This window comes from Mesorhizobium temperatum, assembly GCF_002284575.1.
Classification (GTDB): domain Bacteria; phylum Pseudomonadota; class Alphaproteobacteria; order Rhizobiales; family Rhizobiaceae; genus Mesorhizobium; species Mesorhizobium temperatum.
In genome coordinates, this window is sequence record NZ_NPKJ01000041.1 from 252,369 (window position 1) to 266,754 (window position 14,386).

Annotated in this window: 17 protein-coding genes; 5 read left to right on the forward strand and 12 right to left on the reverse strand. The window is 61.5% G+C overall.

From position 1 onward, the window contains the following. Position 1 precedes the first annotated feature (1 nt). From CIT26_RS13240 to moaA, 8 genes are all read right to left on the reverse strand, one after another. Positions 2-871 (reverse strand): NAD(P)-dependent oxidoreductase, encoded by an 870-nt coding sequence (locus CIT26_RS13240; protein ID WP_095493077.1) that lies wholly within the window; start codon positions 869-871, stop codon positions 2-4. 63 nt (positions 872-934) lie between these two features. Beyond that, positions 935-1,768, reverse strand: a complete 834-nt coding sequence (locus CIT26_RS13245; RefSeq protein ID WP_095492980.1) for an ABC transporter permease — start codon at positions 1,766-1,768, stop codon at positions 935-937. Further along, positions 1,765-2,478 (reverse strand): ABC transporter permease, encoded by a 714-nt coding sequence (locus tag CIT26_RS13250; RefSeq protein ID WP_095492981.1) that lies wholly within the window; start codon positions 2,476-2,478, stop codon positions 1,765-1,767. Before CIT26_RS13250 ends, CIT26_RS13245 begins: the two co-directional genes overlap by 4 nt. Positions 2,479-2,590: 112 nt before the next feature. Then, positions 2,591-3,373 (reverse strand): ABC transporter substrate-binding protein, encoded by a 783-nt coding sequence (locus CIT26_RS13255; protein ID WP_095492982.1) that lies wholly within the window; start codon positions 3,371-3,373, stop codon positions 2,591-2,593. Positions 3,374-3,587: 214 nt separating this feature from the next. Then, positions 3,588-4,097, reverse strand: coding sequence for a molybdopterin-guanine dinucleotide biosynthesis protein B (mobB, locus tag CIT26_RS13260; RefSeq protein ID WP_095492983.1), 510 nt, complete (start codon positions 4,095-4,097; stop codon positions 3,588-3,590). Further along, a complete protein-coding gene (gene mobA / locus CIT26_RS13265) occupies positions 4,094-4,726 on the reverse strand; it encodes a molybdenum cofactor guanylyltransferase MobA (protein WP_095492984.1) in 633 nt (210 codons plus the stop codon). Before mobA ends, mobB begins: the two co-directional genes overlap by 4 nt. 40 nt (positions 4,727-4,766) lie before the next feature. Continuing rightward, positions 4,767-5,687 (reverse strand): DMT family transporter, encoded by a 921-nt coding sequence (locus CIT26_RS13270; protein ID WP_095493078.1) that lies wholly within the window; start codon positions 5,685-5,687, stop codon positions 4,767-4,769. A gap of 150 nt (positions 5,688-5,837) precedes the next feature. After that, positions 5,838-6,833, reverse strand: coding sequence for a GTP 3',8-cyclase MoaA (gene moaA, locus CIT26_RS13275; protein WP_095492985.1), 996 nt, complete (start codon positions 6,831-6,833; stop codon positions 5,838-5,840). Positions 6,834-7,032: 199 nt separating this feature from the next. Here moaA and CIT26_RS13280 point away from each other — a divergent pair, with 199 nt between their 5' ends. Then, on the forward strand, positions 7,033-7,386 hold the full coding sequence (locus CIT26_RS13280; RefSeq protein ID WP_095492986.1) for a gamma-butyrobetaine hydroxylase family protein: 354 nt from the start codon (positions 7,033-7,035) through the stop codon (positions 7,384-7,386). A 22-nt stretch (positions 7,387-7,408) separates the two neighbouring features. On the opposite strand, the gene CIT26_RS13285 is transcribed toward CIT26_RS13280, so the two are convergent. Continuing rightward, a complete protein-coding gene (locus CIT26_RS13285) occupies positions 7,409-7,837 on the reverse strand; it encodes a nuclear transport factor 2 family protein (RefSeq protein ID WP_095492987.1) in 429 nt (142 codons plus the stop codon). Between the two features lie 170 nt (positions 7,838-8,007). On the opposite strand from CIT26_RS13285, the gene CIT26_RS13290 reads away from it, so the two are divergent. After that, positions 8,008-8,619, forward strand: a complete 612-nt coding sequence (locus CIT26_RS13290) for a pyridoxamine 5'-phosphate oxidase family protein (protein ID WP_095492988.1) — start codon at positions 8,008-8,010, stop codon at positions 8,617-8,619. Between the two features lie 85 nt (positions 8,620-8,704). Here CIT26_RS13290 and CIT26_RS13295 read toward each other — a convergent pair whose 3' ends face one another. Beyond that, on the reverse strand, positions 8,705-9,157 hold the full coding sequence (locus CIT26_RS13295; RefSeq protein WP_091590958.1) for a MarR family winged helix-turn-helix transcriptional regulator: 453 nt from the start codon (positions 9,155-9,157) through the stop codon (positions 8,705-8,707). Positions 9,158-9,204: 47 nt separating this feature from the next. Here CIT26_RS13295 and CIT26_RS13300 point away from each other — a divergent pair, with 47 nt between their 5' ends. Continuing rightward, on the forward strand, positions 9,205-10,116 hold the full coding sequence (locus CIT26_RS13300) for an alpha/beta hydrolase (protein WP_095492989.1): 912 nt from the start codon (positions 9,205-9,207) through the stop codon (positions 10,114-10,116). 63 nt (positions 10,117-10,179) lie between these two features. Here the strand turns inward: CIT26_RS13300 and CIT26_RS13305 are convergent, their stop codons facing one another. Beyond that, on the reverse strand, positions 10,180-10,794 hold the full coding sequence (locus CIT26_RS13305; RefSeq protein WP_095492990.1) for a TetR/AcrR family transcriptional regulator: 615 nt from the start codon (positions 10,792-10,794) through the stop codon (positions 10,180-10,182). A 99-nt stretch (positions 10,795-10,893) separates the two neighbouring features. Between CIT26_RS13305 and CIT26_RS13310 the strand changes: the two genes are divergently transcribed. Together CIT26_RS13310 and CIT26_RS13315 are read left to right on the forward strand one after the other, a co-directional pair. After that, positions 10,894-11,640 (forward strand): 3-oxoacyl-ACP reductase family protein, encoded by a 747-nt coding sequence (locus tag CIT26_RS13310; RefSeq protein ID WP_095492991.1) that lies wholly within the window; start codon positions 10,894-10,896, stop codon positions 11,638-11,640. A gap of 213 nt (positions 11,641-11,853) precedes the next feature. Then, positions 11,854-13,731 (forward strand): L,D-transpeptidase family protein, encoded by a 1,878-nt coding sequence (locus tag CIT26_RS13315; RefSeq protein ID WP_095492992.1) that lies wholly within the window; start codon positions 11,854-11,856, stop codon positions 13,729-13,731. A 5-nt stretch (positions 13,732-13,736) separates the two neighbouring features. Here CIT26_RS13315 and CIT26_RS13320 read toward each other — a convergent pair whose 3' ends face one another. Next, the gene (locus tag CIT26_RS13320) at positions 13,737-14,213 is read right to left on the reverse strand and encodes a hypothetical protein (protein WP_095492993.1); all 477 of its coding nucleotides are present in this window, start codon (positions 14,211-14,213) and stop codon (positions 13,737-13,739) included. Positions 14,214-14,386: the final 173 nt, after the last annotated feature.

The window sequence follows — 14,386 nt, forward strand, 5'->3', positions numbered from 1 at the left end:
CCTACTTTTCCAATCGCGCCAGCAAAGAGGACGTGTCCCAGCGTTTGCCGCCCATCCCCTGCACATCCTTGTAGAATTGGTCGACAAGTGCCGTCACCGGCAGCTTGGCGCCGTTGCGGTCGGCCTCCGCCAGGCAGATGCCGAGATCCTTGCGCATCCAGTCGACGGCGAAGCCGAAATCATATTTGCCGGCATTCATCGTCTTGTGGCGGTTCTCCATCTGCCATGAGCCGGCCGCGCCCTTGGAGATCACCTCGATGACTTTCTCGATGTCGAGCCCGGCCTTCTTGCCGAAATGGATGCCCTCGGCCAGTCCTTGGACAAGACCGGCGATGCAGATCTGGTTGATCATCTTGGTGAGCTGGCCCGAGCCGGCCGAGCCCATCAGTCCGACCATGCGGGCATAAGCATCGATGACGGGCTTTGCTTTGTCGAAGGCTTTCTGTTCGCCGCCGACCATGACGGTCAGCACGCCGTTTTCGGCGCCGGCCTGACCGCCGGAGACCGGTGCGTCGAGGAACGAGAAACCGCGCATTTGCGCCTTCTCAGCCAGTTCGCGCGCAACTTCAGCCGAGGCCGTGGTGTTGTCGATGAAGATGGCTCCCTTCTTCATCGATTGGAACGCACCCTCGGCTCCAATCGTCACCGCGCGCAGGTCATCATCATTGCCAACACAGGAAAAGACAAAGTCCTTGCCGTCAGCCGCTTCAGCCGGCGTGTTGGCAACGCTGCCGCCATGCTGGGCAACCCATTGCTCGGCCTTTGCCTTGGTGCGGTTATAGACGGTGACGTCGTGGCCGCCCTTGTTTCTGAGATGTCCGGCCATTGGATACCCCATGACGCCAAGACCGAGAAATGCCACCGATGCCATATTTTCGAATCCCTTCAAGCCTGTTTTCCGGCCTTCTTAGCGGATCAGGCAAAGCTATGGGAGTCAGCGGTGCAGATGTATGGTAATGCGCCGTTCTATCCACTCGACCGCGTGGCGGAGTATCTCGACAATGATCAGATAGATGATCGCCGCCCAGATATAGGACTGGAAATCGAAAGTGCGCGAATAGGTGAGCTTCGTAATGCCCATCAGATCATAGACGGTGATGAGGGCCACGATGGCGGAGCCTTTGATCATCAGGATGATCTCGTTGCCATAGGGACGTAGCGCCACGATCAGCGCCTGTGGCAGGATGATCTTGCGCAGTGTTTGCAGTTTGTGCAGGCCAAGCGAGGCAGCGCCTTCCCACTGACCTCTGGGGACGCTCTCGATAGCGCCGCGCAGGATCTCAGCCTGATAGGCTGCTGTATTGAGGGTGAACGAGAAAATAGCGCAGTACCAGGCTTCACGAAAAAAGCCCCACAGGCCGACAGCTTCAAGTGCCGGTCGAAACGAACCCACTCCATAGTAGATAAGAAAGACTTGGGTCAAAAGCGGAGTGCCGCGGAAGAAGTAGACATAAGCGTAGGCAAAGCTGGACAGAATCCGGTTCCTGGACATCCGTGCGTAGGCGACAGGAACTGAAAGGACGGCTCCCAACACGATCGACACAGCGACAAGCGTGAGAGTCACGCCAAGGCCAGAGATGTAGCCCGGGGCGTATTTTTGGAAGAGTTCGGAATTCCAAGCCTCGACCAAGTATACAATCATGCCGATGCCGAGCACGATCCAGAGACCGACCAACGCATATCCCAATACACGTTGCCGGGACCAGCCGCGCGGGATTGCTGGCGGTTTTTCGACCTTGGTCGCCACGTCGGCTGCTGCCGCGCTCATCGTTGCACCTGTTGTCGGCCAACCCTGCGTTCAATGGCATTGATCCCGAAGGACGAGATGATGGCGAGGAGCAGATAGATAAGAGCAGCGACCCCAAAAAACAGGAATGCGTGCTTGGTGACGCGGGCGGCGACGCCCGCTTGCCGCAATATGTCGGCAAGACCGATGGCGGATACCAGGGCGGTATCCTTGAGCAGGATAAGCCACAGATTGGCAAGACCCGGCAGGGCAATACGGGTAAGCTGCGGCAGCACCACCAGTCGCATCGTCTGCCAGCCCGACAGGCCAACCGAATAGCCGCCCTCATACTGTCCCTTCGGGATGGCGCGGAACGCGGAGAGGAAGACCTCGCTGGCGTAGGACGAGAAGACGACGCCGAGCGCGATCATGCCGGAAACAAATGCGTTCACTTCGACCGCAGCGGTCGGGTCATACAGGCGCATCAACTGCTGGATGCCGATTTGCGCGCCGTAAAAGATCATGAACAGGGTCAGCAGCTCGGGCAATCCACGAAAGATCGTGGTGTAGATATTGCCGGCCAGCCGCAGCGACGGCTCGTTGGATTGCTTGGCCAGTGCAACCAGAAAGCCGATCACCAGACCGACAGGCAGGGTCGCGGCTGCAAGCGAAACGGTGATGAAAACACCATAGGCGATGTCGTCGAGCCAGCCTTCGGGTCCCCAACTGAGCAGCGTCCAAACGCTTTGCATCCGCCTGCCTGTTCTCCTCTGTGGCTTTTTTTGAGAGCGCCGCGTCACCCCTCCCGCGCCGCTCCTTGCAAACGGCGGGTATGTCCCGCCGTTCGCTATCAATCCGGAAGGATTAGGACTCGCCGCCGTAGACGTCGTACTTGAAGTACTTGTCGTTGATTTCCTTGTACTTTCCGTTGGCGCGGATGGCGTCGATCGCCTTATTGAACTGATTGACCAACTCGGTATCGCCCTTGCGTACGGCGATGCCGGCGCCCGGACCATGGATCTCGATGTCGGGCGTGATCGCACCGATCAGCTTGCAGCAGGCGCCGTCCGGCGTGGCAAGCCAGCCTTCGAGAACAGTGATATCGTCGTTGACCGCATCAACGCGGCCATTGGCGAGATCGAGCTGGTATTCCTGGGCGGTCGGGTAGGGCTTGATCGTGCTGTCGGTATAAGTCTTGGTTGAATAATTGAAGTGGGTGGTGGACGCCTGCACGCCGATCGTCTTGCCGGCGAGATCTTCCTTGGTCACGCCCTTGATGTCGCTGTCCTTGGGCGCGGCGATCGCCGGCGGCGTGTTGTAGTATTTGTTGGTGAAGTCGACCTTCTCGGCACGCTCCGGCGTGATCGACATCGAGGCGACGATGGCGTCGAACTTGCCGGCCTGAAGCGCCGGGATGATGCCGTCCCAATCCTGCGCGACGAAAGTGCACTTCACCTTCATCTCGTCGCAAAGCGCCTTGGCGATATCGATGTCGAAGCCCACGAGTTGGCCATCGGCGGTCAGGTTGTTGAACGGCGGATAGGCTCCCTCCGTGCCGATCCTCAAAGTTTTTTCCTGAGCCTGGGCAACGCCCAATGTCAGCAGCGCAGCCGATGCGGCGAGCGCTATACGCAGTGCAGTACGCATGATGGTCCTCTCTGTATGTTCCCGGCCGTCGTTCCAAACGGCTCTGTGGGCGGTTCTTTTGACCGCCCGCTGGCGCGATACTCCCATTCTTTCCCAAGAAAAAGCAACTGTAAAACCGTTGCTTGCGGGGTTTCGCATTCCTAGACAATGCTGACGTTGGGGCAGGCCTACCAACGAGGAAAGGGGGCGGCCGAATGCTCCCCTCGGCTGTACCTCAGCGCGCCAAACCTGTCGCGCGCTCGATGAAGTCGGCTATCGATTTCGTGTCGTCGAGATTGAAGACAGGCAGGCTTTCGTCCGCTATGGCGAAGTCGGCGGCGATGGCGACGATATGCGGATCAGTTGCCGAAAGCGGTGCCCGGTCCTTAGCCTCCAGCCGCCGCGTCTCGATCTTGCTGTGCGCCTCGCGCTTATAGCCTTCGACCAGTACGATGTCGGAGGTGCCGAGCCGCGACAGGATCGCGTCCAGCGTTGGTTCGTCCTCGCCGCGCAATTCGTGCATCAGGGCCCAGCGCCTGTCCGACACGATGGCGACTTCCGTGGCTCCGGCCTGTCGGTGGCGAAAGCTGTCCGCTCCCGGCTTGTCGATGTCGAAATCATGATGGGCGTGTTTCACCGTCGACACCTTCCAGCCACGCCGGACAAGTTCGGCGACCAGCCTTTCGGTTAGTGTCGTCTTGCCGGAATTCTTCCAACCGGTGATACCGAAGACGCGTCTCATCATGGCTCCATGCTCTGCAACAGACGTTCGGCCCGAACAAGGTCGTCTGAAGTATTGATGTTGAAGAAGGGGTCGTGCAGATGGCCTCCTGAGGTCAGCATCGGGAATTCCACATCGACAAAGTCATGCCGGTCGATAAAAGCGGAAACCCGCCTGATATCCTCATCGACCAGAAAACGCCGCAGAACCTGGTGGAGCCCCAGCGGCCAGAGCGCGAACGTCGGATGCCGTTTGCCGCCGGAACAGGCGACGGCGATCGTGCCGGGACGTTCGTCGACCGCCGCGGCCAGCCGTTCAACCAGATTTTCGGGCAGGAACGGTGTATCGCCCGCGGCCGTGACAAGTGCCTCGCAAGTCGTGTTCGCGGCAGCCCATTCGAGGCCAGTCAGGATCCCGGCGAGCGGTCCGGCAAAACCTTTCACCGTATCGGCAACCACCGGAAGCCCAACCCCGGCAAACCGTGCCGGGTCGCCATTGGCGCTGAGCACCAGCGGACCGACCTGCGGAGCAAAGCGCGCAACGACATGGTCCAGCAGGCTGCCGCCGCCAAGCGCAAGCAGGCCCTTGTCGCCGCCGCCCATTCGCCGCGACTGGCCACCGGCCAGAATGACGCCGGCAATCCCTTTAGTCATCGTCTATCGTCCATGCGGTCACTCGCCGCGAACAGCAAGCCTATATGCCGTCCGGCGCCATATCAGGTCCAGCGCTTTCGGCGGCTGTCTTTCGCCGGCCGACGATCCGTTCGCGGTAAAGTGCGTAGAGGCCGGAGCCGACGATGACGATGGCGCCGAGGATCATCGGCAGGTCGGGGACGTCGCCGAAGATGAACAGGCCAAGCAGGATCGACCAGAGCAGGGCTGTGTAGCGGAACGGCGCGATGAACGAGATGTCGCCCACCCGCATCGCCATGATGATGAACTGGTAACCGATGACCACGAGCACTGCCGCCAATGCCAGGAACGCCGTGCTTTCACCCGTCATCGGTGTCCACCCGCCCATTGGCAAAAGCAGCGCCGCGCCGAGCATTGTCATGGCGAGCGCCGTGGCGGTCGATACCAGCAATGTCGGAATGGCTTGCGGTATCCGCTTGGTGGCGAGGTCACGCACCGCACAACAGGCGACACAGGCCAGCGCCAGCAGCGAATAGATGCTGAACCCCTCGAAGCCGGGTCGCACGATGATCAGCACGCCGGCAAAACCGATGGCGATTGCCAGCCAGCGCCGCCAGCCGACGCCTTCGTTGAACACAAGTGCTGCGCCCATCGTCACTGCCAGCGGCAGCGCCTGCAGCACGGCCGAGACATTGGCAATCGGCAGATGGGCAAGGGCAATGAGGAACGACACCGTAGCACCGGCTTCGCCGGCGACGCGCACCGCAACCATCGGCTGCAGCATCGAGCCGGGCAGGGCAAGCGCACCGCGTTGCCAGGCAAGCAGGCCCACGAAAAGCGAAGCGAAGGCGCCGCGGATCAGCATGACCTGCGCCATGTTCATGGATTCCGACGAGACTTTGGTGATCGCGTCGTTGAGGGTGAAACCAATCATGGCCACCACCATGAACAGCGCGCCGCGAAGATTTGGGGAAAGAAGCAAAGGCGTTACCGGTTGTGCTTTTGCATCAAGCCTGTAGCAGCCGGTCATAAGACAGCAACGTTAAAGGGCTGGGCCACAGCCTTTCGCGTGGCCCGTTACATCCTCCTCACAAGAGCGGCAGGTTTTATTTCGGCGTTGTGACCGAGAAGATCAGCCGCCGGTGACGCTCATGTGCCGCGACACCGAGGGACGGTTGGTACGGCGGTCGATGATGAAATCATGGCCCTTCGGCTTGCGGCCAATGGCTTCATCGATGGCGTAGGCGACCAGTTCATTGCCTTCGGATGCACGCAACGGTGCGCGCAGATCGGCGGCATCCTCCTGGCCGAGGCACATGTAGAGCGTGCCGGTGCAGGTCAGCCGGACGCGGTTGCAGCTTTCGCAGAAATTATGCGTCATCGGCGTGATGAAGCCGAGCCTGCCACCAGTCTCGGCGACGTGGACGTAGCGGGCCGGACCACCGGTCTTGTAGGGAATGTCGGTCAGCGTGAACTGCCGCTCAAGTGCTGCGCGCAGCAGCGACAGCGGCAGATACTGGTCGGTACGGTCGGCGTCGATCTCGCCCATCGGCATGGTTTCGATGACCGTCAACTCCATGCCGCGGCCGTGCGCCCAGCGCAGCATCTCCGGCAGCTCGGCGTCATTGAAATCCTTTAGCGCCACCGCATTGAGCTTTACCTTCAGCCCCGCTGCCTGCGCGGCGTCGATGCCATCCATGACCTTGTCGAGATTGCCCCAGCGGGTAATCTGGCGGAATTTTTCCGGGTCCAGCGTGTCCAGCGAGACATTGATCCGCTTGACCCCGCAATCGGCGAGCTCAGCGGCAAAGCGCGAAAGCTGCGAGCCGTTGGTGGTCAGCGTCAGTTCTTCCAGAGCGCCGCTCTCGAGATGACGCGAAATCTGACGCACCAGATGCATGATGTTCTTGCGCACCAGCGGCTCGCCGCCGGTAAGACGCAGTTTCCTGACGCCCTTTTCGATGAAAACCGTGCATAGCCGGTCGAGCTCTTCCAGCGACAGCAGATCCTTCTTGGGAAGGAACGCCATGTCCTCGGCCATGCAATAGGTACAGCGGAAGTCGCAGCGGTCGGTGACCGACACGCGCAGATAGCTGATCGTGCGACCAAAAGGATCGATCATGTCCATGCTGGTGCGTTTCCCGTGGCTGCGAACGGCTTCGTTATATATGGCTATGTGATACGATCCAACCTGCCATTCAAGATAAGAAGTTTCGATCCTAGGCAACATCACGCCGCCGACAGATCGTGTCGGAAGTTTCGAAGCGGCCTTTTCCCGCTGCGCGAAGCGGCGTAGGGAAAGGACAGATGATGCGGAACTTATCACCATGACGGCGCCGAAGGAACTCAGGGTCTCGAAGGACCGCAGGCTGCTTACCGTGACATTCCCGGACCATCAGCCATTCGAACTGCCGGCGGAGCTGCTGCGGGTGGCCTCGCCATCGGCCGAAGTGCAGGGTCATTCGCCCGAACAGCGCGTGACTGTTCCCGGCAAGCGCAACGTTGCGATCCTGAAGATCGAACCGGTCGGCAACTATGCCGTCCGCATCACCTTCGACGATTTTCACGATACCGGCATCTTCACCTGGAATTACCTGCATACGCTGGGTCATGAGAAGGACGCACGCTGGGCCGCCTATCTCGCCGAGCTGGAAGAGAAGGGGCTAAGCCGCGATCGTTGAATGATTTCCGCGGGACGCTCGGTCAACGCAGGATCGCCAGTATTTCGCTGGTGTCGTAATAAAACGGCGTGCCTTCGATCAGCCGGTCATCCTCGAAGCGCAAGACTTCGGCAAACGGCTGTTTGATGGTTGCACCATTGGCCCGCGATGTCAGCGAAAGTGTGCAGCTCATGAATACCATGTCATCGTTTTGGGCGGCATGAAGGCTCTCTACGGTCACGTCGCTCCAGATTTCCCGCATCTTGCGGAAAAGGGCGCTAACGCCGTCGAGGCCATTCCAGTCACCGGCATAGGGCAGGGACTGCGGCTCATGCACGACAACTTCCGCGTGAAATGCGCTGGCAAGCATATCGAGGCTCTCCGACCCTGATTGCAGGAAGCGCATTTCAGCCTCGAACATATTTTCAAGAAGTTCCATGGCGACGCGTCGTCGATTGAAGGGTTTATCCATTTTCGGTTCTCCGTGTTCGGCAGCACGATCAGTATCGTCCTATCAACGCGGCTTGCCCTTAATATTGGTGGTTCGACACCCGTTTCCAGACGACCGAAATGAGGTGCAACAGGTGTCGTCAAAACGTCACGGATTTGGAGTAGCGCCGGCAAAGGTTCGGAGACGAAAACATGTCCGTCATCACCACGGTCGAACAGCTCGAAGCACTCTATGGCCTGCCCGGCGAGACCTCGCTGGTCAAGGAAGTCGACCATGTGATCCCCGAGTACGCCGCCTTCATCGAGGCCTCGCCTTTTGCCGCGCTCGCGACCAGCGGGCCGGAAGGGCTGGATTGCTCGCCGCGCGGCGATCTCGCCGGCTTCGTCCGCATCCACGATCCGAAAACCCTGATGATGCCGGACCGGCGCGGCAACAACCGTGCCGATTCGCTAAAAAACATCATTCGCGATCCGCGCGTCGGCCTGTTGTTCCTGGTCCCCGGCTCCGGCACGACGCTGCGCGTCAACGGCCGCGCCCACATCACCACGGATGCCGCGCTCTGTGCCTCGTTCAGCGTCGACGGCCGACCGGCGCGTTCGGTCACGGTCATCGATGTCGATTCGGTCTATTTCCAGTGCGCTCGCGCCGTCCATCGGTCGGAACTGTGGAACCCGGCGAGGCATGTCGACCCGAAGTCGCTGCCGACACCTGGAAAAATCCTGGAAATCACCAGCCGGAAAGGCATCGACGGCGAGGCTTACGACCAGGGATGGCCGGAGCGCGCGAAAAAGTCGATGTGGTGAGCGGATCGCTGCACGAACTCCATCCTTTTGTTTGAGCATCGAATTTTCCCAAAACCGGTTTCCACTTTTGGGTCCGATGCTCCGGTCACGCTTCCTTGAGCACGTCGGCAATCTTGCGCATCTGCTCGCCGATCATGTCGCATTGCTCCGGCGTCGACTGGCTCATCGCTTTCTCGATCAGCGCCATATGGACCTTCAGCGCCTGCATCAGCAGTTCCGTGCCGGCTTCGGTCAGGGTCAGTCGCAGCACCCGCTTGTCTTTCTGATCGCCTTCGCGGCGCAGCAGGCCGCGTGTCTCGAGTTGCGGCAGCAGCATGGTGATGTTGGAGCGGCCGACCAGCAGCCGGCGGGCGAGATCGTGCTGCGACATGCCGGGATGGCGGTACAGGTTCATCAGCACGTCGAGTTGCGCCGGCTTCAGGTCCAGCGGCGCGAGCTTCACCGCCAGCGTGCGCTCCAGCACATGGCAGGCGCGCGCCACCGCGACCCAGTTGCGAAAACGCGGGTTGTCCCAGGGTAGCTCTTGTTTAATGTTCATGTTTGAACTATTATGTTCATGCTTGAACGAATGGATGGATCGCCACTATGGCATCATTTGGATTGAAGGTCATCCGGAGCGTGTTTGCTGCCGCCGAACACGTGGCTCCTCGCCTTACAGGGCGCGCGGCGTTCGAACTGTTCTGCCGCACGCCGAACGCCAAGGTTCTCAGCGACGGCGAGCGACGCGCCGTCGACCGCGCCGCCGGCTTCATGGCCGAGGCGCGCCATCATCGGCTGAAGACCAAAAACGGGTGCGTCATGGTGCATGAATTCAGGCCAGAGCCGGGCAGGCGGGCCGCCGGCACGGTACTCGTGATCCATGGCTGGCGTTCGCGCACCGAACATATGCGCACGCTGATCGAAGCCTATCGTGACGCCGGTTATAAGGTTGTCTCGCTCGACCTGCCGGGCCACGGCCAATCGCAGGGCCGCCGGCTGACACTGGTCAGCGCTGTCGAAGCCGCACGGCTGACGGGCGAATGGTTCGGCCCGTTCGTGGCGGTCGTCGGCCATTCCTTCGGCGGTGCCGTCGCCGCCAATGCCGTCGTCGGTTCGGTCAAGAACATTCCGCCGCTGGCGGCCGAGCGGCTGGTGCTGATCGCGGCGCCGAGCTCCCTGCCGGCGATCTTCAATGATTTCAGCCGCATGCTCAGTGTCGGCCCACGCTCGCAGGCCGCAATGGCCGACCGGGTCGAACGCATCGCCGGCCGGCCGCTGCACGAATTCACCGGCGACCGCCAGCTTGCCAGCACGCCGGTGCCAACGCTGGTCATCCATGCGCCAGACGACCGCGAAGTGTCCGCCGACCATGCAAGGCTCTATGCCGGCGCCGGCGACCATGTGCGGCTTTACTGGGCCGATGGGCTCGGCCATCGCCGCATTCTCGCCGATAGGGGCGTGGTCGAGCGCGCGATCGGTTTCGTTGCCGAACACCGGGAACCGTCGCTGCTGCATTGACCTGAATATCTTGTATTTGTCCCGGCTCAACCGGGAGTCCAGCCGCCATAACGGTCGGGGTTGTCATGCCGCGTCCGTGCCGGCCATGACCTTCCACGCCGCCATGGCCCCGGCCACCGTCGCCAGAAGTGCGGCGCGCGATGCGCCGTCGCGCGCCTGGATCGACATGCCGTGCTGCACCGTCGCATAGAAGGTCGCAGCCGTGCGGCAGTCGAAATTTTCCGGCAATTCGCCTTCCGCCACGCCGCGTTCCAGCCGTCTCAGCAAGGCTGCGCGGTTTTCGGCGCGACGGCGGCGCAGGTCATCGCAGATGGCGCCGCGGCTTGAGTCCTGATGCAGCGCGCCTAGTGCGATCAGGCAGCCTTGCGGACGATCGGTCTGCGAATAGGCCTTGGCCGTCTGGCGCAGGAAGCGCTCGACCGCCTGGCGCGCCGTCGGCGCCTTTTCCAGTGCGGACCAGATATCGGTGCCTTCGACCTGCGTGTAGAGCTCGACCGCTTCGAGGAAGAGCGCTTCCTTGCTGCCGAAGGCGGCGTAGAGGCTGGGCGAGTTGATGCCCATCGCCGCGGTCAGCTCGCTCATCGATGCGCCCTCGTAGCCCTTGGCCCAAAACACCTCCATTGCGCGCCGCAAGGCAGCGGTTCGATCGAAGGTGCGGGGACGGCCTCGTTCGGGCATGGCATCCTTTCTGTGTTGATTGATACATAAATCTGTTGACGCACCTGGGCAAGGCTGGCAGACATTTATGTATCAATCATTACAAAAAAGGAGAAACGAATGTCATCGCAAGGCTTGAACGGCAAGGCCGCGCTCGTCACCGGCGGCAGCCGCGGCATCGGCGCAGCGATTGCGCGAAGGCTCGCGGCCGACGGCGCCAGCGTCGCGCTCACTTACGTGAATGGCGAGGAGCAGGCCCGCGCTGTCGTCGGGGAAATCGAGGCAGCCGGCGGTCGCGCCATTGCCATCAAAGCCGACAATCGCGACGCTGCCGCGATCCAGGAGGCGGTCAGCGAGGCAGTGAAGACCTTCGGGCGACTGGACATCCTCGTCAACAGCGCCGGTATCTGGCGCGCCGCGCCGATCGATGAATTGCCGCTCGCCGACTTCGATGAAACCATGGAGGTCAATGTCAGAGCCCCGTTCGTGGCCTCGAAGGCGGCAGCCTTGCATATGGGCGAGGGTGGCAGGATCATCTCGATCGGCAGCAATCTGGCGGAGCGTGTCACCGACACCAGCCTCAGCGCCTACTCGGCCAGCAAGGCGGCATTGGTCGGCTTGACCAAGGCATTGGCGCGCGACCTCGGTTCGCGCGGCATCACCGCCAACGTCGTTCATCCTGGCTCGACCGATACCGATATGAACCCGGCCAGTGGCCCGCACGCCGAGCACCAGCGACAGAAGATGGCGACGCCCCGCTTCGGCAAGGCTGAAGAGATCGCCGGCATGGTCGCCTGGCTGGCAGGTCCCGAAGGGCGCTTTGTGACAGGCGCCGCACTGACTATCGACGGCGGCGCCAACGCCTGACCCGTGCACTATTTTCGGGAACCGGAGCGGGCCCAATTCGCTTTAGTTGTCATGGCGTTGTGAAACTGTTCTGCAACAGGATAGCCGAAATTTATGGAAGCTTAACGAAATCGGTATGAATCGGTGTGGTCGCGTCTTACATCCCGCCGTGCGGTGGGCGAGACCGTCAAGCGATGCGGAACGGGAACCGGTTGCAGCCGGAGCGGGTGATCCATGAAATTCCTCGGAAACAAAGCAACCGTGATGCCGCTTGCGGTTGTCACGTTAATGCTGGCCTTCGGCATGCCGCAGGCGGACGCGCAAGGGCTTTTCGAGAGGCTTTTCGGCGGTGGTATCAGGCGCGCGCCCCAAGGTGATTTCCCTCCGCCGCCGAGGCACAGACCGAAGCCGAGAGAATTCGCTGGTGGTGGCAGCAGGATCAACAGCCCGTCCTACTACACCTATAAGGCCGACCGGTTGGTGCGTGTTGATTTTGCGACACTGATGGCAGCGCCACAGCCGGTGGCACCACAGGACGCTGCCTTTGTACCGTCGCTCACCAGCGACGCCTTCCGCGAAGCGATTGCCGGGCTCGGCGACTACGAGCTCTATGCCGAATCTGACATTGCCAAGGCGTTGATCGCTTATTACTCGGCCAATCCGGATTTCATCTGGGTGACCGGGACCGGCCCAAACGGTCGCGCGCAGGATGCGGTGCGGGTGCTTGGCGAGGCGACGAGCTATGGCCTGACGCCGGCCGACTATTCGGTTGCAGTGCCCGCCCGCGCATCGACCGGCGGGGCCGATGCGCGGCTGCAGGAACTCGTCCGCTTCGAGATGGCGCTGTCGGCGCGCGTCTTGCGCTATGTCCACGACGCGCAAAGCGGCCGCGTCGATCCCAATCGCATCACCGGCTACTATGATTTCCCGGCCAAGCCGCTCGACATGGAAGGCGTGCTGAAAACGCTGGTGCGCACCCAGCAAGTGCGCATCTATCTCGAATCACGGCATCCGCAGAATGCGGAATACCAGGCGCTGCGCGTCGAACTGGAATCACTTCAGGCCAGCTCCGAAGACGAGATCGTCGTTGACCCCAAGCTGTTGCTGAAACCGGGGCAGACCAGCCCCGAACTGCCGAAGCTTCTGGCGAAGATCGCGCGCGATCTCGACGATGAGATGGGCGGCGCCTATGGCGAGATATTGGCCAGGCTCGCCACCAGCGAGGTCTATGATCCGGAACTGGTGCCGGTTATCAAGGCGGTGCAGAAGAAGGCTGGCATGAAGGGCGACAGCGTCATCGGTCCGCGCACCGTCGCGGCGCTGGTCGGGACGTCCAAGGCCGACAAGATTCAAAAGGTGCAGGTCGCGCTGGAAGAGTTGCGCTGGCTGCCATCCGATCTCGGCAGTCCGCGCGTCTTCATCAACCAGCCGGCCTTTACGGCGAGCTACATCGAAAATGGCGAGGAGAAGCTGAAGACCCGCGCCGTCATCGGCAAGACCACCAACCAGACTTCCTTCTTTTACGATCAGGTCGAGCAGGTCGACTTCCATCCCTATTGGGGCGTGCCGCAGTCGATCCTCGTCAACGAGATGCTGCCCCGGCTGCGCAGGGATCCCGGCTATCTCGACCGCGCTGGCTACGAAGTGGTCAACGCGCGCGGCAAGCGCATTCCCTCCTCCTCGGTCAACTGGGGTGCCTATGGCGCGAAAGTACCTTATGGCGTGCGCCAGCTGCCGAGCGAGGCCAATGCGCTGGGCGAACTGAAGATCCTGTTCCCCAACAAGCACGCAATCTACATGCACGATACGCCGCAAAAGTCGTTTTTCCAGCGTGACATGCGCGCGCTCAGCCATGGCTGCGTTCGTCTGCAGGATCCACGCGGCATGGCGGCGGCCGTGCTCGGCACCTCGGTCGACTACATTGCGGAGAAGCTGAAGCACGGACATTCGACCGAAAAGGTGGCGCGCACGATCCCGGTCTATGTCGCCTATTTCACCGCCTGGCCGGACATGTCCGGCAAAGTCGAATATTTCAGCGACGTCTATGACCGCGACACGCGGCTGCAGCAGGCACTCGACAGCACGGAAGCGGTGCGCTCGCCGGCAAGCTGAGGATTCTAACCTAGGGAGAGCGGGCGCCGGAAGCCTGCCTCGCGCCCGGCATTCAGCCAGTAGACCAGACCGGCGACCAGGCCGGCGGCGGCGATGATGCCGATATCGGCCCAGCGCTCGGGGCTCAGGTCCTCCGGCGCGCTCGGCCAGATCAGGACGAAGCCGGCAGCCGCTGCTGCGGCGCCGAAGACCATATGCAGCCAAAAACTGCGCAACGAAAACAATTCGGCGATCAGCGCGAAGATCAGCGTCTGCAGGCCGGTCAGCATGATCGTCAGGAAATAGATCAATATGCCGAGCGGCGGCACGACCAGCGCCGCGATGGGAGAGACCCCCATGAGATCGAAATACGCCGGTGCATCAGGCAGCGAACTCAATGCACCATAGATCGTGGCCACGGCAATCAGTCCGACCAGCACCGCAACGAAATAGCCGGCGAGCATCATCAGAACGCGTTTCGCCACATGCTTTGCCGTCGCCATGCCCACCCCCGTGCGGCTCAATGATCACGCCGCAGTCAGCCATCAAAGGCGCATCGGCGCAAGGGGATGCCGAAAAGCGTGCCGGAACCGTCGCCCCAGTCTTGGTGAAGCTACGCCGCCGCCCGCTTCCGAGGGATCGTCGCCAGGCTGCGCTGTAACCTGCCGGAATTGTT